This window comes from Motilimonas eburnea (assembly GCF_021295345.1).
GTDB lineage: Bacteria > Pseudomonadota > Gammaproteobacteria > Enterobacterales > CBDFNC01 > Motilimonas > Motilimonas eburnea.
Genome location: NZ_JAIMJB010000016.1, coordinates 97,852 through 118,464, shown reverse-complemented (window position 1 = coordinate 118,464; position 20,613 = coordinate 97,852). Strand labels below are relative to the sequence as shown.

16 protein-coding genes are annotated in these 20,613 nt (G+C 47.0%); 13 read left to right on the top strand and 3 right to left on the bottom strand.

The annotated features are described in order from the left end of the window. Nucleotides 1–20: 20 nt before the first annotated feature. On the bottom strand, nucleotides 21–1,229 hold the full coding sequence (locus K6Y21_RS15525; protein ID WP_233072798.1) for an RsmB/NOP family class I SAM-dependent RNA methyltransferase: 1,209 nt from the start codon (nucleotides 1,227–1,229) through the stop codon (nucleotides 21–23). 160 nt (nucleotides 1,230–1,389) lie between these two features. Between K6Y21_RS15525 and K6Y21_RS15520 the strand changes: the two genes are divergently transcribed. Continuing rightward, nucleotides 1,390–2,328, top strand: coding sequence for a L,D-transpeptidase family protein (locus K6Y21_RS15520; protein ID WP_233072796.1), 939 nt, complete (start codon nucleotides 1,390–1,392; stop codon nucleotides 2,326–2,328). A gap of 271 nt (nucleotides 2,329–2,599) precedes the next feature. Here K6Y21_RS15520 and K6Y21_RS15515 read toward each other — a convergent pair whose 3' ends face one another. After that, entirely contained in the window at nucleotides 2,600–2,863 is a 264-nt protein-coding gene (locus K6Y21_RS15515) for an Lpp/OprI family alanine-zipper lipoprotein (RefSeq protein ID WP_233072794.1), read from the bottom strand. A 472-nt stretch (nucleotides 2,864–3,335) separates the two neighbouring features. On the opposite strand from K6Y21_RS15515, the gene K6Y21_RS15510 reads away from it, so the two are divergent. The 4 genes from K6Y21_RS15510 to K6Y21_RS15495 all read left to right on the top strand — a co-directional run bounded on the left by K6Y21_RS15510 (nucleotide 3,336) and on the right by K6Y21_RS15495 (nucleotide 8,365). After that, a complete protein-coding gene (locus K6Y21_RS15510) occupies nucleotides 3,336–3,704 on the top strand; it encodes a hypothetical protein (RefSeq protein ID WP_233072793.1) in 369 nt (122 codons plus the stop codon). Between the two features lie 17 nt (nucleotides 3,705–3,721). Then, entirely contained in the window at nucleotides 3,722–4,813 is a 1,092-nt protein-coding gene (locus K6Y21_RS15505; protein WP_233072792.1) for an SGNH/GDSL hydrolase family protein, read from the top strand. A 77-nt stretch (nucleotides 4,814–4,890) separates the two neighbouring features. Further along, nucleotides 4,891–6,081 (top strand): BaiN/RdsA family NAD(P)/FAD-dependent oxidoreductase, encoded by a 1,191-nt coding sequence (locus K6Y21_RS15500; RefSeq protein WP_233072790.1) that lies wholly within the window; start codon nucleotides 4,891–4,893, stop codon nucleotides 6,079–6,081. A gap of 250 nt (nucleotides 6,082–6,331) precedes the next feature. Then, nucleotides 6,332–8,365 (top strand): glycoside hydrolase family 19 protein, encoded by a 2,034-nt coding sequence (locus tag K6Y21_RS15495; RefSeq protein ID WP_233072789.1) that lies wholly within the window; start codon nucleotides 6,332–6,334, stop codon nucleotides 8,363–8,365. Nucleotides 8,366–8,386: 21 nt separating this feature from the next. Here the strand turns inward: K6Y21_RS15495 and K6Y21_RS15490 are convergent, their stop codons facing one another. Further along, nucleotides 8,387–10,861, bottom strand: coding sequence for an EAL domain-containing protein (locus tag K6Y21_RS15490; protein ID WP_233072787.1), 2,475 nt, complete (start codon nucleotides 10,859–10,861; stop codon nucleotides 8,387–8,389). A gap of 388 nt (nucleotides 10,862–11,249) precedes the next feature. On the opposite strand from K6Y21_RS15490, the gene K6Y21_RS15485 reads away from it, so the two are divergent. Genes K6Y21_RS15485 through K6Y21_RS15445 form a run of 8 tightly spaced genes read left to right on the top strand, consistent with a single transcriptional unit; the run spans nucleotide 11,250 to nucleotide 20,613 of the window. Then, nucleotides 11,250–12,392, top strand: coding sequence for a methyl-accepting chemotaxis protein (locus tag K6Y21_RS15485; protein ID WP_233072785.1), 1,143 nt, complete (start codon nucleotides 11,250–11,252; stop codon nucleotides 12,390–12,392). A 32-nt stretch (nucleotides 12,393–12,424) separates the two neighbouring features. Beyond that, a complete protein-coding gene (locus K6Y21_RS15480) occupies nucleotides 12,425–12,709 on the top strand; it encodes an STAS domain-containing protein (protein ID WP_233072784.1) in 285 nt (94 codons plus the stop codon). Continuing rightward, nucleotides 12,696–14,381 carry a fused response regulator/phosphatase gene (locus K6Y21_RS15475; protein ID WP_233072782.1) on the top strand — a complete coding sequence of 562 codons (1,686 nt, stop codon included), beginning with the start codon at nucleotides 12,696–12,698 and terminating at the stop codon, nucleotides 14,379–14,381. The genes K6Y21_RS15480 and K6Y21_RS15475 overlap by 14 nt, the downstream gene beginning before the upstream one ends. Nucleotide 14,382: 1 nt before the next feature. Next, nucleotides 14,383–14,748, top strand: a complete 366-nt coding sequence (locus tag K6Y21_RS15470; protein ID WP_233072781.1) for a response regulator — start codon at nucleotides 14,383–14,385, stop codon at nucleotides 14,746–14,748. Between the two features lie 20 nt (nucleotides 14,749–14,768). Then, nucleotides 14,769–16,892, top strand: coding sequence for a chemotaxis protein CheA (locus K6Y21_RS15465; RefSeq protein ID WP_233072780.1), 2,124 nt, complete (start codon nucleotides 14,769–14,771; stop codon nucleotides 16,890–16,892). Beyond that, nucleotides 16,889–17,395 carry a chemotaxis protein CheW gene (locus tag K6Y21_RS15460; protein WP_233072778.1) on the top strand — a complete coding sequence of 169 codons (507 nt, stop codon included), beginning with the start codon at nucleotides 16,889–16,891 and terminating at the stop codon, nucleotides 17,393–17,395. Before K6Y21_RS15465 ends, K6Y21_RS15460 begins: the two co-directional genes overlap by 4 nt. A 2-nt stretch (nucleotides 17,396–17,397) precedes the next feature. Then, nucleotides 17,398–19,740, top strand: coding sequence for a methyl-accepting chemotaxis protein (locus K6Y21_RS15450; RefSeq protein ID WP_285229754.1), 2,343 nt, complete (start codon nucleotides 17,398–17,400; stop codon nucleotides 19,738–19,740). A 36-nt stretch (nucleotides 19,741–19,776) separates the two neighbouring features. Next, complete coding sequence (locus K6Y21_RS15445) at nucleotides 19,777–20,613, top strand: CheR family methyltransferase (protein ID WP_233072777.1); 837 nt, start codon at nucleotides 19,777–19,779, stop codon at nucleotides 20,611–20,613.

Genomic DNA, 20,613 nt, shown 5'->3' with positions numbered 1-20,613 from the left:
AACAAATGCCTGTATCCTTACTAGATATCTGTACGGACGATTTTAGCCCAGTAAAAGCCGTCAAAGCCTGAAGCCGATGGGCTAATCGTTTGCTCTTCTAACAGTAAATACTGTGGGTTATTGGCAAGAAAGTGGGCAACTTGATTGGCGTTTTCTTGGGGTAAAATAGAGCAAGTTGCATAGATCATAATACCACTGACTTTTAGTAACTGACTGTATCGCTGTAATATATCTTGCTGTAAAGCGGTAAGGTGGGCGAGGCGTTCGGCGGTATCATGCCACTTTGCTAACGGCTTGCGTTTCAATACACCTATGCCCGAGCAGGGGACATCCAGTAGTACGCGATCCGCACTCAGTTTACGGCGTTTAATGGTCTTTGAGCTTTCAATCAAACGTGTTTCGATATTAAAAGCACCCGCACGTTTGGCTCTTTGTTGTAATTTATCAAGTTTCCACAGCTCAACGTCCATGGCAACCAAGCGTCCTTTCCCCTTCATTAAAGCTGCGAGCTGTAAGGTCTTGCCGCCAGTGCCGGCACAGGTGTCAAACACAGTCATGCCCTGCTCAACGTCTAGCATGGGGGCAATACATTGTGAGCCGGCATCTTGCTGTTCAAACCAGCCTAAGCGAAATGCTTCGGTATTAAACAGGGCCGCATTATCTTTGATACAAATAGCGCTGGCCACTTCAGGTACGGCTTCGCTGGCGATGCCTTGTTGTGCGAGGTGGTTAAGCAAGTCCTCGCGTGTGGTTTTGAGGGTATTGACGCGAATAAAACGTTGCGCGCGCTCACTGAGGGCTGCACGCTCATTAGGCCATTGTTCAGCTAGCGCTTGATGACCGAGCTCATCTAACCAAGTAGGGCACCCTTGCCACAATAAAGGGGAGGCTTTGGCGTCATTTAGACGACGGGTAAAGTCAGCTTCATCTAACAGGGCTTGCTTATGCAATATAGGCTGGGGTTTGCCTGCCAATAAATGCCAAGCGCCAAGAAGTTGTGTCGCCTTGTTTGCTGCTTGTGCCAACTCAACATCGGCGAGATAACAGTACAAATTGAGTCTGCGTAAAATATCCCCAACCGCCAAAGTGATGTTGGCTTTTTGTTCGCTATTTAAGGGCGCTTTAGCAAACACCTGAGCATAAATTCGATCGGTTGCCGTATGTTCCTTGAGCACTTGTTCAAGTACTGTTACGACTATTTCAGATTGTAATACCGATAACGCAGACATGATTTCGCTTCCTCTTTTTGCTTGTCGCGATAATAGAAGGTGTGTTTATGGGGTGCAAGTGATTCCCTTGCTATTTTCATGTCAATCGCGTACATAAAAGCGTCGAGTTAATATTCAGCTATGGCTATAATAGCCGCTGGTTCGTTTTAGTTGGTCAGTTATGAAACTTCTGTTTACGTTACTTTTTTTATCTCTATTCAGTGCATCCGTATGGGCAAATATTTATCAGTTACCTACCGACGGAGGGCGTTTGATAGGGCAACTACAAACTCATACTGTGGTCAAAGGTGAAAACCTACATCGAATCGGTTTGCTTTATGGGGTGGGCTTATTAGAACTATTGGATGCTAACCCGAAAGCCGATCCTTTCGTTCCCACGCCTGGTATGAAGTTGATTATTCCGACCTTAATGCTACTACCGGAAGTTGAATACAAGGGGATAGTGATTAACCTGCCTGAATTACGCCTGTATTTCTTTCATCCAAACGGCAAAGAGGTCACCGTCTTTCCTATTGGAATTGGCCGGGTTGGTCGAGAAACGCCGGTAATGACAACCAGAGTATCAAGTAAGCGAGCAAACCCCACTTGGACCCCAACACCCAAAACCCGAGCCGAATACGCAGCGCGGGGTGAGCCGCTACCTGCGGTTGTCCCTGCTGGGCCAGAAAACCCTCTTGGCGAATACGCGATGCGTTTAGCTTACGGCAATGGTGAATACTTGATCCATGGCACCAATAAAGATTTTGGTATCGGCATGCGAGTCAGTGCTGGCTGTATACGTTTGGAGCCTGCTAATATTGAATGGCTGTTTCATCAAGTTCAACAAGGCGAGCAAGTGCGAATCATTGATGAGCCGATCAAACAATCGGTTGAGCCAAATGGTGACGTGATGGTGGAAGTACACTCGCCCTTATCTGAATATGAAGGGCAGCCTTCCCCGAAATTGGAAATCACTGCGCAGGTTCGTCAGTTCGTCATTGACAATAATGGTGACCTCAACGCACTAACCCATATTTTTAACGCCATGAATGGCCTACCAAACCTAGTGGGGCGCGCTTGGGAGCAACCGGCTGAAGAAGAGGTTGAGTTCGAACTCTAACAAGGCCAAGGAACGAACAAGGCTAAGGAACGGTTCGCTATCTAATATCATGTGCTGCTCGTTTTAGACACAGGGCAGCATGCATTTATGAAATGCCTTCGTTTCGTTTGCTTCATTTACATAGCTAGCAATTAGGATATGGCGTCTCAGCACGTAAAGGTGTCGGCGGTGAGTGCGATTGAACAGACTTTGAAAAAAGGTTTTGCGGGGCGGTGAGTGATGATTGGAGGAATATCAGCTAGCACCGCAGTGCTAGCTGGAAACAAAACGATTACTTCTTGTAAGTATTCGCGATGTTGTCGATACGGTCGTTTGCACGCATAGCTTCGCTGCTTGCGTCCATTGCAGCTGCTTTCGCGTCAGCAACGTCGTTTGCTAGCGACATTTGTTGATCTTTTAGTGAGCTAACTTCAGTAGTTAGTTGATCTACTTTGCTGCTTAGTTCAGCAACATTTTGCTCTAGAGCAGTGTTAGAACAGCCAGCTAGAGTTAGAGTCATAGCAGCACCAGCAAGGATCATTAGATTGCGTTTCATTGTATATCTCCAAAATAAGGGGGTGGCTTAAAATACAGCATACACATTATGGCACAGCTGATTTAAGTTATTGCAATAATTAATTAAATTTAGACATTCAGCAAGTTTTTTTTCGTGTTTTTGAAAAAATTTTTGTTACATTGCTCACAACGCCCCACATTAATGCTAGACGCATTGCGTATTATAGTACTGAAATGTTTGAATATCATATTGTTACGTACTTTTTTTAACGGTTTATTAAATGCTTAGCTTGGCAGCTATGGTGGTTAGTGGGTGGATGAACAAGCCTGTAATGACGTGATAAGCTGACTTTTTCGCCGCTTTATATTGTCCTTTCCTCTGCTAAAAGAGCAAAAAATGTTCATTGCCGACATGGCGATCTGATTTTTACGGTTTACTGCTTTTAATTCCTGTCGCGATGTGGATACTTTGACCTCACTTTTTTAAAAAAATGAGATCTTTCGAGTTCGTTATGCAAACAAATAATCAGAAATTGGGGCTAATGTTAAGCACCGCTGTTGGTGCAGTGCTTATCGCCCTTGGTGCCCTTATTATCTTCTATGTGCTACCTAGCGCCCTTGCCATCATTTCTATGCCGGCAAAAGTCCCTTTTATGAACGAAATGTTTAATTGGTTAATGGCGGGCTCAGAGCAGCTTTCCAATCAGATCAACATCGAGTTTTATCAGATCTTCCAAGCCTGTATTAAGGTTGTGGTTGTGGTGGTGTTCATTTATGCCTGTGTGAAACTGGTGGCATTAGGCGCCATCATTATTAAGGAAGGTGTTGGCTTGATCCGTGAAGCTATCAAGGCCCTTAGCCCCCCAGAAGAATCTAAGTAAATCGAAAAGGCATCAAGATGATACAAGGACGTCATTCTTGCTTTGCCGCAATGGTACTGTTTTGCTGTAGTTGTGCATTTGCTAAGTTGGCATACAGCCAACAACCCGAACTTGTTTTGGGACAACTACAAGGTAGAGCGCTATTGCAAGACGAGCATTGGTTGGTTACTTGGCCGGGAGTGAGCCTGACTAGCCGGTTTAGTGGATCGAAAGTTGGAGTGGTACTCGACGATAGCGTCAACTATTACCAAGTCATCATAGATGGTGAACGCCAAAAACCGATTCAACCAGCCTTAGGTAAACGCACGATTTGGTTTGAGCTAACCGCAGGCGAACATAGCATCACCTTGGTTAAACGCAGCGAATCCCCCGATTATGCCGGCAGACTCTATGGCTTTATGGTTGAGCAATCCCTGCCTACAACTCCTGCTACCAAAATGATTGAGTTTATTGGTGACTCTTGGAGTGCAGCGTTAGCTAATGAAAGCACTCAACGCGAATGTTCGCCAGAGCAAATCCGGGCCACTTCCGATGCCAGTCGCAGCTTTGCTGCCTTAGTGGCGAGTCATTATCAGGCGGCTTGGCAGCTCAATGCCATGTCTGGCATGGGCATGGTGCGCAATTGGGGGGGCAATTTGCCTCATACGGACTTTCGCCAATACTATCCAAGATTGCTGCAAACGCAGGCCAAGGCAAATGCTGGGGCTGAACAGTCTACTAACCCTTGGCAACCTCAGGTGATAGTGATCGCCCTCGGCACCAATGATTTTTCTCAGCCAGTTGCGCAAGGGGAAAAGTGGACGCAAGAGCAACTCGCCGAGCATTATCGCCAAGCGTACCTTGAGTTTATTACCCAGCAGCAAGCAAAGTATTCTGATGCTCATATCATCATCGCCGCCAATTACCTTTGGCCGGATGATCGTTTTAGGCCGTTAGCGCAAGCCTTAGTGACGCAGTTACAACAACAAGGTAATAAACGCATCCATTATCTAGATTGGGGGGAGCTTGGCCTAAACGGCTGCCAATGGCATCCCGATTTAAATGACCATCAGAAAATGGCAAATCGCGTGATAGCCTTAGTTGATCAAATACAGCCTTGGGCTAACTAAGTTAGCCCTCGCACTCTGCGCCTAAGCCAAGTAAAATCCCACCTGTAAGCTAGGCTGGATTGGGTAACGGGGTAAACGTGCAAAAAGTAGATGTGATTATTATCGGCGCTGGTGCGGCGGGGCTGATGTGCGCCGCCACGGCGGGCTATCGTGGCAAGCAAGTATTAGTGCTAGATAATGCAAAAAAAGCAGGCCGAAAGATCCTGATCAGTGGGGGAGGAAAATGTAATTTTACCAACCTTAAGGTCGAGCCACGTCACTACCTTTGTCAAAATCCACATTTTGTCAAATCTGCCTTAGCACGCTATCCCTCGTCGCAGTTTATAGAATTAATTGAACGCCACGGCGTTGATTATGAAGAGCGCAAGCACGGCCAACTATTTGCCCTTAACTCGGCTAAAGATATTTTGGATGTACTGCTGACCGAATGTGATTGGGCAGGCGTTGACATCAAGCTAAAAACCGAGATTATCTCAATCGAAAAAAACGATACGGGCTTTGTGTTGCAAACCAACTCGGGAACATTTTGCTGTGACTCCTTGGTGGTGGCAACGGGCGGCTTGTCGATGCCAAAGCTGGGGGCAACGCCGTTTGGTTATCAAATCGCAAAACAGTTTGGCCTAAAGGTATTACCCACCACCGCTGGCCTCGTGCCCTTTACTTGGCACCAAAGTGAGAAAACCTTATTTGAGCCATTATCTGGTATCAGCATGCCGGTGGCCGTGCGCTCGGTATCTGGGGTTGAATTTAAAGAAGACATGCTGATCACGCATCGCGGTTTATCTGGCCCGGTAATGCTGCAAGTTTCCTCTTATTGGCAGCCCGGCGAGCCTATCTATATCAACTTGTTGCCCGAGCTGAACATTGTCGAGTCACTCAATGAGTTACGCGAGCAGCAGCCAAAAATGAGCCTGAAAAACGCCCTCAGCCGCTTGCTGGTCAAGCGCTTTGTTGAAGCTTGGTTGGCTCATCAAAAATTCAACGATTGTCCTCTTAACCAAATCAGCCACAGTGAATGGAGCCGCTTAAGCCAAACATTAGGTTGTTGGCCGCTTCTGATGAATGGCACCGAAGGGTATCGCACCGCTGAGGTCACCTTAGGCGGGGTGGATACCAATGAATTATCCTCTAAAGACATGTCGGCTAAACACGTCCCCGGCCTTTATTTTATTGGCGAAGTTATGGACGTGACCGGCTGGCTAGGGGGCTTTAATTTTCAATGGGCTTGGGCATCGGCGGTGGCTTGTGGCATGAGTGAGGATTTATGATCACAAATCCTGCGACGTGGTTGATTTTCTAGGGCTGATGTCTGGCTTGAAACGATGTTGTTGGTTTGTAGGATTTATGTAAAGTATTATTAGCTTAAGCACTTAATATAGCTAAGTAAATAGCATTAATTACACAGACTTTGTAAGGATAAATAGAGCTAGTTCAAACTATCTTGCGTGAGCAATTGCTACTATTTGTGATGGCAATAGTTTTTGCCTTTACAACTTAACCTGTTCAAGGATGATAGCAATGAACGTAAAACTCAGCCTGATTGCAGCGCTGGTTATGGGTGCGTCTGCCCAAGCCAATGCCGCCACGCCGATTACCTGGGAGCCAGGTAAAACCAAAGTAAGTAATGGTGACCTGGTTGTCTACAAAGAAGCCTGTTATGTCGCAAAAAACAACCCCGGTTCATGGGAAACCCCTTCAGCTGCTTCAAGCTGGTTTTGGACGCCAACAAACTGTGGTGATACAACGCCTACGCTAGAGCCGACCTTAGCCCCAACCCCTAAACCGACGCCAGCGCCCACGCCGACACCTACATTAGAGCCGACACCTGAAGTGACGCCCGATCCAAGCCTTCCACCGAGCAATGTGACGCCTTGGGTGCCGGGTAAAACTAAGGTAAGCAACGGCGACATGGTGAGCTTTAACCAAAGCTGTTACATCGCGAAGAATAGTCCAGGTACGTGGGAAAGCCCACGCAGTGGTAGTTGGTTCTGGGATGAAGTGAGTTGTCCTGATGCGCCTCCCGCGACTGTTGAGCCAACGGTAGAGCCGACCGTAGCACCCACTATTGAACCGACAGGTGAGCCCGATATTTGTGCCGACAACTGGTTCCATGGTTATCATTTTGCTTACTGTGGCCCAGCAAATGAAGCTAAGTTATGTGGCACCGTATTAGGTACCCAAGCGTGTATCGACAATGGTCAAGATTTAGAAACTTTAAACAACTCTCAGTCGGCTTACGATGTTGAGCTATGGGCAGCACAAAAATACAACTTACCATTGCCAACGCCGCAACCAACAATCGAACCAACAATCGATCCAACAGCAGAGCCTACGCCGCCACCAACGGCTGAGCCAACGCCAGTGCCATCGGTTGATCCGAATGAACTCACTGTGATTCCAGATGGACAAGGTGGATACTTGATCCCACGTAGTCAGCTAGAGGCGCGTGAAGCAGCGCTAACGTCTTCTGAGCAATTTGATTTAGTCCGTGCAGATACGCAAACTTTAGATAACGCGTCGGTTGAAGCTGTGGTGCCACTGCGTGCTGACAATCCTGAAAACGTGCGTCGTGCTGAAACCATTGTGAGCGAGGCTGATTGGGACTTCTTATTCCCAATTCGTCATGAAAACTATACCTACCAACGCTTCTTACAAGCCATTGCTAAGTTCCCTGCTTTCTGTCGTACTTATGAAGACGGTCGTAATTCAGATGAAATCTGTAAGCGTTCATTAGCAACCATGTTTGCCCACTTTATCCAAGAAACAGGGGCAAATGCGCCAAACTGGGAAGGGGCTCAAGGCAACCCTGTATGGCGTCAAGGTCTCTACTATGTGCGTGAAATGCATAAGCAAGAAACGGATACTACGGGTCCATACAATGCATGTTCAGGCTGGCAAGGCGAGCGTTGGCCATGTCAAGGTAAGAGCTACTTTGGCCGTGGCGCTAAGCAGCTAAGCTGGAACTACAACTATGGTCCATTCTCTGAGGCCATGTTTGGTGACAAGATGGTGCTGCTGAAGAATCCTGAATTAGTGGCTGATACTTGGTTAAACCTAGCCTCAGCAGTATTCTTCTACCTATACCCGCAACCACCTAAGCCAAGTATGTTGCATGTCATTGACGGCACTTGGCAGCCAAATGCGGCGGATAAAGCGAACGGTATTGAACACGGCTTTGGCTCAACGATTCAAATCATCAATGGTGCATTTGAATGTGGTAAAGGCTCAACAACTTACCAAGCTCGTAACCGTATCGATTACTACCAAAGAATCACCGCCTATCTAAATCTAGATATCACGGGTGAGAAACTTGATTGTGCTGATATGAAAGCGTTTAACACCGATGGTGCTGGTGCACTCATGATTAACTGGGATAAAGACTGGGGTTGGAATGCCGACACACCAGGAAATCACAGCTTCAAGTGTAAATTAGCGCCTTACCAAACGGCTTACAGCGCTTGGAATAAGGGTGATTACGAGATGTGTGTTGAAGATGTCTTTAATGTACGAGCAACCGATGAATTTGGTGAAGTGATCCCAGAAGGGAAGTAATTACTTTTTCAAATAGATTGTTTAGCAGCCACCTTCGGGTGGCTGTTTTTTTTGGCCTAATAAACGGTTGCAGCACAAGCTCAGTAATTCTTTAGCGGTGATCACGCCAAGGCATACATTGACACTGCCATGTACTACAATCACATCATGCCAATGTGCTTGCAGCCATTGATGGCATAAGGCAATGGGCGTGTTTGAAGGTAAGGTTTTTGGGTTTTTATTCATCACTTGATGAATGCGTTTGTTTAGGGTCAGCTTATCCCTTTGTTGCTCACTTTTGGTGTCTAAATAAGGGCTTAATTCAGCCATCAACTGGCTGCGCGTTAAAATCCCTCGACATTGACTGTTTTCGATGACGACTAAATGTTGAATATCGTGGTGATCAAATAAGGCTTTCGCCTTACTCAATCTGTCATCAATGCCGAGAGAAATAAACGTTGTTGTCATGACCTCGGCTGCCGTTTGTGGTGGAGCATGATATAGGTGATGGGCTAAGTGGCCATAGTGTGCCTTTCCTTTATCATTTAAGATTTCTGCTAAGCTTTTGGGTTGGCTGAATAAATACCCTTGTAACATATCCACGTTAAGTTGGCTTAATAGTGTTAGTTGGGGGGCGGATTCCACGCCTTCAACAATCACCTTGCCGCCCATTTTGTGGCTCAGCGTGGTTAACATGTCTATCATCGCCATTTCTGCGCTAGCGGGTTTGATATTATCAATAAATAGCTTATCGATTTTGATGATGCTGACGGGCAAGTTCAGTAGGTAAGAAAATGATGAGTAACCGGTGCCAAAGTCATCGATTGCCAGTTGTACCCCGATACTGCGCAGTTTATCTATCCACACTTTTTGTCTTGATAAATCTTGAAAAAACGCCGATTCGGTTAGCTCCAGTGTCACTTGTTCAAGGTTTGTATTGGCATTACTGAGAATTTGCACGGTTTCCTCTAAGCAACTCACGTTTAATAAATCACTTTGCAAGGAACGATTAATGGATATGCCGATGTTGTTATCATTGAAATGCTGCTGCAATATGGGTAAATCACGCATAGCGAGACGTGCGACAGTCGCATCGATACGGTCAATCCAGCCGTTTTTTTCTGCGATTTGGATCAGCTCTTGGGTGTTGTATTCAATGTCCGTTTCTAGATTGGTGCGAAATAATGCCTCAAACTTGCAGATGGTGAGCTCGGGTAAGCGGACAATGGGCTGGTAATACACTTCGATCTTATCGGCTTGCAGCGCTTGATCGAGTAGCTTGGTCAATTTTGCTACGCGGTCAAAGCGTTTGCTTAGGCGGCGATCAAAGTAATACAGGGTCGGGCTACTTTGTTGCTGGTTTGCAATCAGGGCTTGAATGGCGTGGGCCAACAGTTGTTTGGGACTGGTTGCATCGATGGCCAAAACCGAGCACCCCACCGTCAATACCGGTGCAAGTTTAAGGGCATCGTCTTTACGGGTACCCGATAAGCGGCGCATGATTGACCAAAGGACAGCATTGATTTTATCGACCTTTTTTTCACTTTGCCAAAACAAACCAAACATGGATGGGCTGAGCTGGGCTAAGTAGCCATCAACATTCATCGAGTCAAAGCGTTGAGAAATGAGCCAGGCTTGCATTTCTGGGCTAATAGTGCCGCTCATCGCAGCGTTAAAGGCCATGCACACCAGTGTTCTATCGCTGCGTAAGCCTAGGTAAAGTTGTTCGAGTTGTGCTTCAAAATCAGCCTTATTGGGTAAGGTGATCGCGGGCTGATGTGCTTTCTGTTGGGCTAAGCTCGCTAATGAGGCATCGAGTTTACGAGTGGTGGTGGCATAAAAATTTTTGCCATCAATTTCAATGCATTTGATAAGGGCTTCATGAGCATAATCTTGACCGGACTTGGTTTTCGCTAATAGCTCGCCTTCCCAATAGCCATGGCGGTTAATGTTATCCCAGAGTTTTTGATAAAAGTCTTGATCGTAGTGGTTACTTTTAATCGCACTGGCATGTACTCCAATGAGCTCATCGCCTTGATACCCGGTTTCATAGCAGAATTCTTGATTGGCCATTAACACATAATGATTGGTGTCGGCCACCATTAAGCCATTCTTCGATTCATGAAACAGCTTTTTGAGTAAGTATAATTCTTGTTCAGGTTTGAGAAATTGCACCAAAATTTGCATGGTGCCATGTAAGCTTATTGCGCCTATTTGCCCTTGATTAATCTTGAGGTCAATCAAATAAGGGGTGTTAGCGACTTGCACAACCAACTTTCTTTGTTGGGTCTTACCTGTTTCACTGGCGCGCTTAATGGCTTCTTTACACCGAAATACGTTGGCCTCATCAAGCAACGCAAAAAGCTCCGTCAGAGAAATATTAACGGAATGCAGGCCTAGGCTGGTGGCCAGTGTTTCACTGCAAATAAAGCGCTGCTTTTTTAATTGAATTGACCAAGGTTGTGCTGCCTGATTGAACAGGGCATGAAACAGGCTTGGGTCAATCACCGTGTGCATCAGGTTACCTCTTAGCGTTGTTTATCTTGACCGGCGGCTAGAGCGAGCATCGGACTCTTCTTTGCTCCGCATAGTTAAAGCAGAATAAATCGTTCGTTAGCCTTGGTTCATCTCTTAGCATAGCGATAAGGAGCCGGATTCATTGAGTTTTTTAGCGGTGCAAGGAATAACCCTACGATAAACATGATTTAAGTAAAAAAATGGGATTAAGCAAACAAAATAGTTGATGAAATAGTCATCATATCAATAAATCGTGACTAGACTAAAAAACAGTGGCAACACGAGATCCGCTTTTGGCAACTTGGCTGGCGTTTGTATTTTGGTCAGATGAGCCTTGTGGAGTCAGTGGTGATAAGAAAGCAAGCAGCGAATCAAAAGGAGAGGGAATATGGCGAAACCTAACTGGCATGTTATTGCGGGAGTCGTCGTTGCATTGCTATCAGGCTTGTTACTCGCGCCTATATTGCCTGTATTTGGGGTGATTGCGCTGTGTGTCTTTATCTGCGCTGCGTTTTGCTGGTATGGCATGCCGCAAACCCAAGTTTCAGCCAAGGGCGAGTCAAACATAACGAGTAGCAGTGATGAAGCGCAACGTTTACAGCAGCAAATACTCGCAGAAGCTTCCGAGATGATTGCCGAGTGTAAGCTGGGCGTTGATGATGTCAATAGCACCCAATCGGATGCCGTGACGACCTTATCGAATGCATTTACGCAACTTAAAGAGCTGGCCGAACTTCAGCGGGATAGGGTCGCACACCTGTTGGCTTCAGAGTTAGATGAGCAGGGCGACTCATGGATGGCGACGTTTGCAAAAGAAACCAGTACCACCTTAGAGCAATTTGTCGAAACCACGGTGCATATGTCAGCGGCATCCATGGATTTAGTGGAAAAGGTGAACAAGATTAATGCCTTGGTACCCGATGTGGTGCAAGCCATGAAAGACATCGACCAAATCGCCTCGCAAACCAATTTACTTGCTCTTAATGCGGCGATAGAGGCGGCGCGGGCCGGTGAAGCCGGTCGGGGCTTTGCTGTGGTCGCTGATGAGGTTCGCTCACTGTCAACCCGCTCAGCAGGCTTTAGTAATCAGATCCAAGAAAAGCTGCAGCACATGGCGCAGCGCATTGAAGCCTTGACTACGGATATCGGCGAGGTGGCTTCTCAAGATGTGACTTACGTGATGGAGGCGAAAAAAAATGTACACAATGCCATCGAATTACTGATGACCAATGCCAACCAAAACAAAGAGCACGCCAGTGCGTTAGAGGAGCATAACCAGTTACTGCAGCAGTCTTTGTATGATGCGATGCGTGGGCTGCAATTTGGCGATATCAACCATCAACACCTTAATTACATGGCGGCTCAATTGGATCTACTGCAACAGCAACTGCGCCAGATAACAGAATCAGAAAATTTAACCAACCCTCAGAAACTGAAGAACTATATTGAAAATATCAATGAATTTAAAGCGACTCGCTCTAACCCGGTTTCGGCGAGCTCTATGGCCAGCGGCGACGTGGATCTCTTTTAATCTACCGCCATCTATCATAGTTAGGAGGGGATGTGGCGCAATACAGTATTCGATTACCCAATCGGTTTGATTTTCACTACCACAAAACGTTTAACCAAGAAATTGAAAAGCTTCTACAGAGCGAAAAAGTTGATCTTATCGAGTTAGATTTTTCGCAAGTTCAGTACCTAGATAGTTCTGCCCTTGGCATGTTGGTGTTGCTTTCAAAAAAAAATGAAAAGCGTCATCAAGCCAAGTTAGTAATAAGAGGCGCACATGGCAGTGCGCTGGATATTTTAGAAATGGCCAACATGGCGAAATTGTATGCCTTTTACTGAGTCTTCACATCATATTAGCCCACCCTACACAGTGCTAGTGGTGGAAGATAGCACGGTTTTTACCTTGCTATATCAGCACTTTTTCAATGAAAAAGGCGTCAAAATGACTATCTGCCCCTCCCTTGAATCTGCGCGGGAAGTGCTGGCAAAAGAGCACCATTTTGACGTAGTGCTATTGGATAATCACTTAACGGACGGTCAAGGTGTGACCTTGTTACCCTTGCTTAAGGAACGGCTAAAGATGGCGGCCGTGATCATGGTCAGCGCCAATGATGATGCGGATTTTTTCTTACAAGCCTTCAGTCAAGGTATCGATGACTATGCATTAAAGCCGGTCAATATGGATCTGCTTTGGCTAAAAATGAAGAAATCGGTACACCAACGCCGATTGGAAAAGCTCAACAATGAGCAGCGAGAAGCCCTGAACCAATGGCGCGATGCGGAGCTGCAAGAGCAAGCCTTAGCCAAGCACCTACTGGGGGCCATGTTTGCAAAAATTCATACGGACCATCCAGGGATCCATCACTGGGTTAAGCCTTCCTCTCAGTTCAGTGGAGATAGTGTGATCCATTGCTGTGGGGAGGATGGCAGTGACTATGTGTTGCTGGCTGATGCCATGGGCCACGGGCTTGCCGCCGCAGTTTCCTTGATGCCCTTGGTGCAGATTTTTAAAGCCATGTCGGAAAAGGCCCTGCCCATCTCCAACATCGTGTTTGAATTGAACAATAAGCTCACGCACATGTTGCCAGAAGATCGTTTTGTGGCCGTGATCCTACTGCATATTCAACCTAACCGAAGAGTGATTGATGTGTGGAACGGTGCCATGCCTCCGGTGTTGGTGGTTGATCAGCAGCAACAGATTATTAACCAAGTCGAATCAGGCAACATGGCGTTAGGGATCTTACCCGATACCCTGTTTAATGTGCATCCAGTGAGGCTCCCTCTTGAGCCTAACCAGCAGGTTGTTATGTTCAGCGATGGCGTCATCGAAAGCCCTTCCCATGAGGGTGAGTTACTCACCGAAGCAGAGTTAGTCCCGCTGCTTAAGAGCGAGGAGCCCCTCGCGGAGATAAAAAAATATTTCAATGTGAATTGTCCCCCTGCAGGGGATGATATTTCCATCGTGCAAATTGATACCAATCAGTTGCTGGCTGACATACAGCCAAGTGATAAGGTGGCTGTATATGCAGGCGAGAGTGCCTTTTTAATTGAGCATACCTTGCACGGATCTTCGCTCGATCTACTCGATATTCCAACGCACTTTTCTGATTTGTTAACCAAGCAGTTGCCTCTCCCTTTGGTGCAAAAAACTTTCACCATATTGACCGAGCTATACATGAATGCATTTGAACACGGAGTGCTCGGGCTGAGCAGTGAGATTAAAGAGCAAGAGAACGGCTTCCTTGTTTTCTACGAACAAAAGGAGCAACGCATTAAAAACCTAAGGGGTAAAGACAAAATCGTGCTGAAAGTACAGTGGCAAAGTCATATTCAGTGCTTAGAGATCTATATCAAAGATAGCGGGCCCGGCTTTTTTCATGGTGATATGAAGCCTGCTGATTTAACTAAAAGCTATGGCAGGGGCTTAACCTTAATCGAGCACCTCGCTGACTCCCTTGAAATTATCCCCCCCGGTAATGCCGCGCGGGTGGTCTTAGGTGGAACTAAATAATATGAGTAAAAATGTGCTTATCGTTGATGACTCAGCATCAATCAGACAAATGGTCGAAGCGACCCTAAAATCGGCCAGCTACCGAGTAACCTTAGCGAAAGATGGCCAAGAGGCGTTAGATCTTTGCAAAACCAATAATTTTGACTTCGTGCTGACGGATCAAAATATGCCGCGTATGGATGGCTTGACCCTGATTAAGTCATTACGCGGCTTGGCCAGTTACCGCACTAAGCCGATTGTGGTACTGACCACGGAGGCCAGTGAGGAAATGAAAGCGAAGGGGCGTGCAGCGGGCGCAACGGGTTGGATGGTGAAGCCATTTGATCCCGCTAAACTGCTACAAGTTGCCGCTAAGGTACTGGGTTAGAGCAAACTGGGAAGGCCACTATGTCAATGGATATGAGCCAGTTTCATGGCGTGTTTATCGAAGAAAGTCATGAGCACTTAGACGAGATGGAACACCTATTGTTGGCTCTCGATCCTAGCGCCCCCGATACTGAAGAGTTAAACAGTATTTTCCGTGCCGCTCACTCCATCAAAGGGGGCAGTGGCATGTTTGCCTTTGATGCTTTGATCACCGTGACTCATGTCATGGAAAACTTGTTTGATAAAGCCAGACAAGGAAAATTTCAATTACATGCACAAGCCATCGATGGGCTGCTGGTTGCGGTGGATGCATTGCGTAACTTATTGCAAAGCTATACCGAAGGCAGCGAGCCTGATTGGGCCTTAGTGAATTCAACCACAGCTGATCTAGAGGCCATTCTAGATCCTTCTTTGTCTAACCAAATTGAGTCGACTGAGCAAGGCTATGGCTTCTTTCAGCCCCTAAACCAGCCGTCAGACAGTCACACTGAAGCAGCGCAAGCTGAAACGGAAGAAGCGTCTGATTTTGGCTTTTTTGGGCCCTTAGCCAGTGAGTCCTCAACGAGTGAACCTTCAGCGAGTGAGCCCTCAGCGAGAGAGGCTTTAGTCGGTAAGGGCTCTGAGAGTGAGGCTGGCAGCGAACCTGAGGTGAGTACGGATGATGAGGGATTTGGCTTTTTCGCTCCATTGGGGAAAGCAGCTGAAAACAATGAAACATCTGAAGATGATGAAGCCGGTTTTGGCTTTTTTGAACCTTTGCAAGCACCTTTGCAAGCACCTTTGCAAGCGCCTTCAACACCTGAAGATATTCCACCTGACCAGCAAGGGGCCCCGTCAGCTAGCCAAGCGAAAGAGCCTGCGGTAAACATTGCCTCTCGCCCCAGTGAGCCAGCTAAGTCGTCAGCCCCTGTTGCTTCATCGAGCAGTAAAAAGGAGCCAAGCGCGAAGAGTGAGAGTGTTGAGGCGAGCAGTATTCGAGTCGACATCACCAAAATTGACAGCTTAGTCAACTTGGTTGGTGAATTGGTTATTACCCAGTCTATGCTTAATCTGATTGGGGATGATGTACAGGGGCCTTCATCGGAGCGGTTGCATTCTGCGTTGACAGAATTAGAGCGAAATACCCGAGAATTGCAAGAGGGCATCATGTCGATTCGGATGTTGCCCATGTCATTTGTGTTTAACCGCTTTCCACGAGTTGTCAGGGATTTATCGAAAAAGCTTAATAAAAAAATCGACCTGGTGATAGAGGGGGGGCAAACCGAAATCGATAAAGGCTTAATTGAACGTTTGGTCGATCCCCTGACCCATTTAGTGCGCAACAGTTTAGATCACGGCATTGAAAAGCCCGAAGTGCGCCTTGCTGCGGGCAAAGAAGAAACCGGCAAGCTCACCCTTAAAGCCGAGCAAAAGGGTGGCAACATACTGATTTCTGTCAGTGATGACGGGGGTGGCCTCAATCGCGATCGTATCTTGGCGAAAGCATACGAAAATGGCATTGATGTGCCGGAAAATCCCTCGGATCAACAAGTCTGGCAGTTGATTATGTCGGCAGGTTTTTCTACCGCTGCCGAGATCACCGATGTTTCTGGTCGCGGTGTGGGGATGGATGTGGTGAAACGAAATATTGAATCCATGGGTGGCCGCCTTGAAATAGAGTCCCAAGCTGGAGTCGGCTCCACCTTTGAAATTCGCCTCCCTCTGACGTTGGCAATATTGGATGGCATGTCCATTGCTGTGGGCGATCAAATGTTCATTATTCCTCTCGTGAATATCATCGAATCCGTACAACCCAGTGAGAATCAATTAAAGCAAATCAGTAATCAGCAAGTGCTAGAGCTGCGTGATGCATATTGGCCGATCGTTCAGCTTTATAAAGTCATGGAGGTTGAGCCCAACTCACCTCGCCCCAGTGATGGCATTTTAGTGCTGATTGAAACCAGCAAAACCCGTTTTGCCTTGCTGGTGGATGACTTGATCGGCCAGCAACAAGTGGTGATTAAAAGCCTGGAGCAACATTACCGTCGCGTTCCTGGCGTGGCGGGCGCAACCATTATGGGCGACGGCAGTGTTGCCTTGATTATTGATGCAGAATCATTGGCGTTAAAGGTTGATGCGTCTTTTGTAAACAAGGAAATGGGATGAATCATTCACATCAAACAGAAGTCGAGAGCAAAGATAGCAGTCGCTTAGAGTACTTAACCTTCACCTTAGGTGACGAGCATTACGGCTTAGACATTATGAAAGTCCGTGAAATAAGAGGGTATGAGCCTGTGACTAAGATTGCGAATGCGCCGCCCTTTATTAAAGGGGTTCTGAACTTGCGTGGTGATATCGTGCCGATTGTTGATCTCAGAATTAAATTTAATGTCGGTGATGCCAACTATAACGAATTTACCATTGTCATCATGCTACACATTAATGATCGGATTGTTGGCATCGTGGTGGATGCCGTATCAGACGTTATCAATATGGAATCCACCGACATAAAGCCACCCCCTGAGTTTGGAGTGGCGTTTGATAGTGAATACTTATTTGGTCTGGCGCCAGTGAATGACGACATGATCATATTGCTAAATATCGAAAAACTGATTTCCAGCCATGAGCTGGGCTTATTTGATGAGACCACAATGGCATCGGAGGGATAATTATGGGCATCGCATCTTGGTTTGGTAACTCACAACAGCAGCTCGCACTGAGTCGCGCGAGCTTAGCCTTAGACAATAGTTCAACCTGTTTCATGATTGCCGATGCGCAGCGAAACATCGTTTATGCCAACAAAGCTGTCATCAATATGTTGTCAGCGGCACAAGACGATATTCGCAAAGACTTGCCGCAATTTTCGGTCGCGACCTTAGTAGGCAGTAATATTGACATTTTTCACCGCCAACCACAGCACCAAACAGGCATTCTAAGTCAGCTTAATGATACCCATAGAGCAGAGATTAAAGTGGGTGGGCGCTGTTTTAAACTTATCTTAAACCCCCTTAAAAATGAGCACGGCGAAGTCTTAGGCACGTCAGTGGAATGGCATGATTTAACCGAAATAAAACGCCATGAGCTGCTGTCCTTAAGGGTCACTTCGGCCCTTGATGCTACCTCTTCTAATGTGATGGTGGCTGATGTTGATCGTAACATTATCTTTATGAACAAAGCGGTTGAGGCCATGCTACGTGACGCGCAAGCTGATTTGCGCAAGGCGCTACCCCATTTTGATGTAGACCAGTTGCTCGGCAGCAACATGGATATTTTTCATAAAGATCCTTCCCATCAAAGAAAGCTACTGGCGACATTGGAAAAAACCTATGTGGGTAACATCGTGGTGGCAGGGCGCAGTTTTCGCTTACTGGCTAATCCGATCTTTGATGAGCAAGGCGGCCGTTTAGGCTCGGTAGTGGAATGGATAGATCGCACCAAGGAAGTGGCAGCAGAGCAAGAGCTCAGTCGTATTTTAGGCGCACTCGACACCACCACCACCAATGTCATGATAGCCGATGCCGATCGAAAAATTATCTACATGAATAAATCCGTCGAAGCCATGCTGCGTGATGCCGAAGCGGACTTGCGCGCCGTATTACCCCACTTTTCGGTGGAAAAAATCTTGGGCAGTAATATGGATGTGTTCCATAAAAACCCATCCCACCAGATGAATTTATTGGCCAAACTTACCAAAACTTACACGTCAAATATTGTGGTTGGCAAGCGCCATTTCCGTTTAGTTGCCAATCCTATTTTTGATAAAGAAGGTGAGCGGCTTGGCTCGGTGGTGGAGTGGCTAGATCGCACCCAAGAAGTGCAAGTTGAAAGTGAAGTGAACTCGGTGGTGATGGCCGCAGCCCAAGGCGATTTTACTGGACTGATTAATACCGAGAATAAAGAAGGTTTTTTCCTTGCGTTATCAGAAGGCCTTAATTCGTTACTGCGCACGACAGAGAACGGCTTAAACGACATCAACCGCGTGCTTAAGGCCATCGCTCAAGGAGACTTAACTGAACGTGTTGAAGCCGAGTACCAAGGCTCCTTTGAAGAATTAAAAGACGGCTGTAACCAAACCGCAGAAAACCTAGCGCAAATGCTAGGTGAAATTCGCCTAGCAGCTGAAACCATAAACACGGCTGCCAGTGAGATTTCACAAGGTAACACCGACCTGTCTAGCCGAACCGAGCAGCAAGCTTCTAGCTTGGAAGAAACCGCATCCAGCATGGAAGAGCTGACCGGAACAGTGCGCCAAAACGCTGACAATGCTAAACAGGCCAATACCCTGTCGGCCAAGGCGTCTGAGGTGGCGGGCAATGGTGGTGAATTAATCGAACAAGTGGTGAAAACCATGGCGTCAATTAATGAATCATCGCAAAAAATCTCTGACATTATCGGCGTGATTGATGGCATTGCATTCCAAACCAATATTCTTGCCCTGAATGCCGCGGTGGAAGCGGCTAGAGCGGGCGAGCAAGGTCGCGGTTTTGCCGTGGTTGCGTCTGAAGTTCGTACCCTCGCGCAGCGCTCTGCCAATGCCGCTAAAGATATTAAGTCCTTGATTTCAGACTCGGTCAGCAAGATTAACAATGGTAATGAGCTGGTGGGCAAATCGGGCGATACCATGAAGGAAATCGTTACCTCCATTAAACGAGTAAACGACATCATGGCAGAAATAGCCGCGGCATCATCTGAGCAGGCTTCTGGCCTTGATGAAGTGGGTAAAGCGGTGAATCAAATGGATGAAATGACGCAACAAAACGCGGCCCTCGTGGAAGAAGCGGCCGCAGCGGCAGAGAGCCTATTATCGCAAGCGGCGCAAATGGCCCGGAATGTCACCAAGTTCAAACTGGATGAGTCTCATCAAGCCATGCTGGACGCCCCGGCGCCCGTTGTTAGCGGGGCTATCAGCGGAGCTAGCAGTGCAGGTGTTAAACCGATTGCGGTTAAGCCGGCGCAAGTTAAACCTGTGGTAAAACCGGCTCGATCCGATGATGACGAATGGGAAAGTTTTTAATCTGAACCACGAGTAATCAGCTGCCAAGGAGGCGCAATGAGCAGTGTAGTAGGTGAAAGTCAGCGTGAGTTTCACTACGGCCAGCAAGATTTTGAAGCCGTACGGGCACTGCTATATCAACTTACAGGGATCCGCTTGGCAGATAGCAAGGATTCAATGGTCTACAGCCGTTTAGCGCGGCGGCTGCGGGCATTGAAGAAGGCGTCCTTTCCCGATTATCTGGCTTACTTAAACACGCATCCTGCAGAAGAAGAGTTATTCATCAATGCGCTGACCACCAACCTTACTTCGTTTTTTCGTGAGCCCCACCATTTTGATGTGCTACGTGCCTACTTAACGGCACATCCAGAAACGCGTCAGATATGGTGTGCGGCCAGTAGCACAGGCGAAGAGCCTTACTCTATCGCCATGATAGTGGCGGAGCACTTTGGCCGCTTTGATACCCACGTGAAGATCATTGCCTCAGACATTGACAGTAATGTGTTAAGGCAGGCCGAGCAGGGTATTTATCATTTTGACCGTATTAAAGGCTTGCCCGAGCAGCGTTGCAAGCAGTTCTTTTTTAAGGGTAAGGGGGCGCGAGCCGGTTATGTCAAAGTGGTGCCCGAACTCCGAGCCATGGTTGAATTTAGGCAATTAAATTTATTATCTCCTAATTGGTCGGTAAAAGGGCCGTTAGACATTATTTTCTGCCGTAATGTGATGATTTATTTTGACCGACCAACCCAGCTCACCATCCTAGAGCGGATGGTCAAATTATTATCGAAAAATGGCTTATACATAGCGGGGCACTCGGAAAACTTTTCCCATGCGAGTCATCTAGTGAAGCCAGCTGGCAACACTACCTATCAACCCAATTACATAGGCAGGTAG

Excerpts from the sequence above, each read along its gene's own strand:
- K6Y21_RS15525 (WP_233072798.1), bottom strand. The coding sequence starts at position 1,229 with ATGTCTGCGTTATCGGTATTACAATCTGAAATAGTCGTAACAGTACTT.
- K6Y21_RS15520 (WP_233072796.1), top strand. The coding sequence starts at position 1,390 with ATGAAACTTCTGTTTACGTTACTTTTTTTATCTCTATTCAGTGCATCC.
- K6Y21_RS15515 (WP_233072794.1), bottom strand. The coding sequence starts at position 2,863 with ATGAAACGCAATCTAATGATCCTTGCTGGTGCTGCTATGACTCTAACT.
- K6Y21_RS15510 (WP_233072793.1), top strand. The coding sequence starts at position 3,336 with ATGCAAACAAATAATCAGAAATTGGGGCTAATGTTAAGCACCGCTGTT.
- K6Y21_RS15505 (WP_233072792.1), top strand. The coding sequence starts at position 3,722 with ATGATACAAGGACGTCATTCTTGCTTTGCCGCAATGGTACTGTTTTGC.
- K6Y21_RS15495 (WP_233072789.1), top strand. The coding sequence starts at position 6,332 with ATGAACGTAAAACTCAGCCTGATTGCAGCGCTGGTTATGGGTGCGTCT.
- K6Y21_RS15490 (WP_233072787.1), bottom strand. The coding sequence starts at position 10,861 with ATGCACACGGTGATTGACCCAAGCCTGTTTCATGCCCTGTTCAATCAG.
- K6Y21_RS15485 (WP_233072785.1), top strand. The coding sequence starts at position 11,250 with ATGGCGAAACCTAACTGGCATGTTATTGCGGGAGTCGTCGTTGCATTG.
- K6Y21_RS15475 (WP_233072782.1), top strand. The coding sequence starts at position 12,696 with ATGCCTTTTACTGAGTCTTCACATCATATTAGCCCACCCTACACAGTG.
- K6Y21_RS15470 (WP_233072781.1), top strand. The coding sequence starts at position 14,383 with ATGAGTAAAAATGTGCTTATCGTTGATGACTCAGCATCAATCAGACAA.
- K6Y21_RS15465 (WP_233072780.1), top strand. The coding sequence starts at position 14,769 with ATGTCAATGGATATGAGCCAGTTTCATGGCGTGTTTATCGAAGAAAGT.
- K6Y21_RS15460 (WP_233072778.1), top strand. The coding sequence starts at position 16,889 with ATGAATCATTCACATCAAACAGAAGTCGAGAGCAAAGATAGCAGTCGC.
- K6Y21_RS15450 (WP_285229754.1), top strand. The coding sequence starts at position 17,398 with ATGGGCATCGCATCTTGGTTTGGTAACTCACAACAGCAGCTCGCACTG.
- K6Y21_RS15445 (WP_233072777.1), top strand. The coding sequence starts at position 19,777 with ATGAGCAGTGTAGTAGGTGAAAGTCAGCGTGAGTTTCACTACGGCCAG.